Raw genomic sequence first — 1,265 nt, 5'->3', positions numbered from 1 at the left:
GCAACCTGATCCAGAGAGCCATCACCCTCTTCCTGCGCCTCTATAATCCCAAGCGCAGAATACAAATGACTGGCCCCAGCGACAATACCTGCGAGCTTTTCCGGCACACCTTGCTCGACCAGGCTATCAAACTTATCTTGCCATAACTGGGCAGATGCGCCAGTCAGGTAACTTGGTAACGATTTAGCAATCTTGGCTATACCAGTTTTGAAACGGTCCATATTCTCAGTAACGTTTAATTCACTGCGACGATTTCTGATCAGCCAGCGACATGCTCTGCGCATTAAACTCATTAACTCAGCCATCATACTGTACTGGAGGTCACTGGAAATAAGGTAATCAAGATCCTCTATTTGCCCCCAAATATTTTCAAGGTCAAATACATCACGCGCGATAATATAAGCCAAAGCAACTGAAGAGGAGCTTGCACCTGTTGATTGCTTTAACCGCTCAACGAATGTAATCCCCATATGATTGACCATATCGTTAGCAACCTGCGTTGATATGATCTCTCTTCTTAAGCGATGATCATGAAGTTGAGCACCGTATTTCTTGACTATCTGTTGTGGGAAGGCGACCTCAATTTCATCACTCAAGTGGTCATCATCAGGAAGGTTCGAGTTAATAAGCTCTTCTTTAAGGTCACCTTTTACATAGGAGATAAGTACTGATAACTCGGGTCTTGTTAGCCCCATATCTAGAGACTTTCGCTCAGTGATATCGTCATCACAAGGCAGGAACTCAAGTTCACGATTCAGCTTTCCTGATGCTTCCATTGCATTGATCAGACGTCGATACTCTTCCATTCTTGGCATCGCATCTTTAAGCGCTATACTAATTGCTTGTGTTTGACGGTAGTTATTTTTTAAAACGAGATCAGACACGCTATCCGTCATGTCTGCTAACAGTTTATTTCTTTGCTTCTCAGTTAAGTCTCCATTCAGCAATATATCATTCAAGAGGATCTTTATATTCACTTCATGATCTGAGCAGTCTACGCCAGCCGCGTTATCGATAAAGTCTGTATTTAATTGCCCGCCACTCTGAGCATACTCAATACGAGAAAGCTGGGTCATACCCAAATTTCCGCCCTCACCGACTACTTTGGCTTTTAGCTCTTTACCGGTGATACGTAATACATCATTAGCCTTATCACCCACATCCGCGTGAGTTTCCTTGCTCGACATAATATAGGTGCCAATGCCGCCAAACCAAAGCAGGTCAACCTCTGCCTTTAGTATTCGATTTATCAAATCATTTGGAGC

General features: G+C 43.6%; 1 protein-coding gene. It reads right to left on the bottom strand.

Annotated features, from left to right (window positions below; all coding sequences use genetic code 11):
• Positions 1-1,265 (bottom strand): NAD-glutamate dehydrogenase domain-containing protein (locus tag A3756_RS01400; protein WP_197481091.1); only part of this gene is annotated, 1,265 nt, incomplete at both ends.

The organism is Oleiphilus sp. HI0086, from assembly GCF_001635225.1.
Note: the sequence above shows the minus strand (reverse complement) of the source record. Positions and strands in the feature narration are given on the sequence as shown.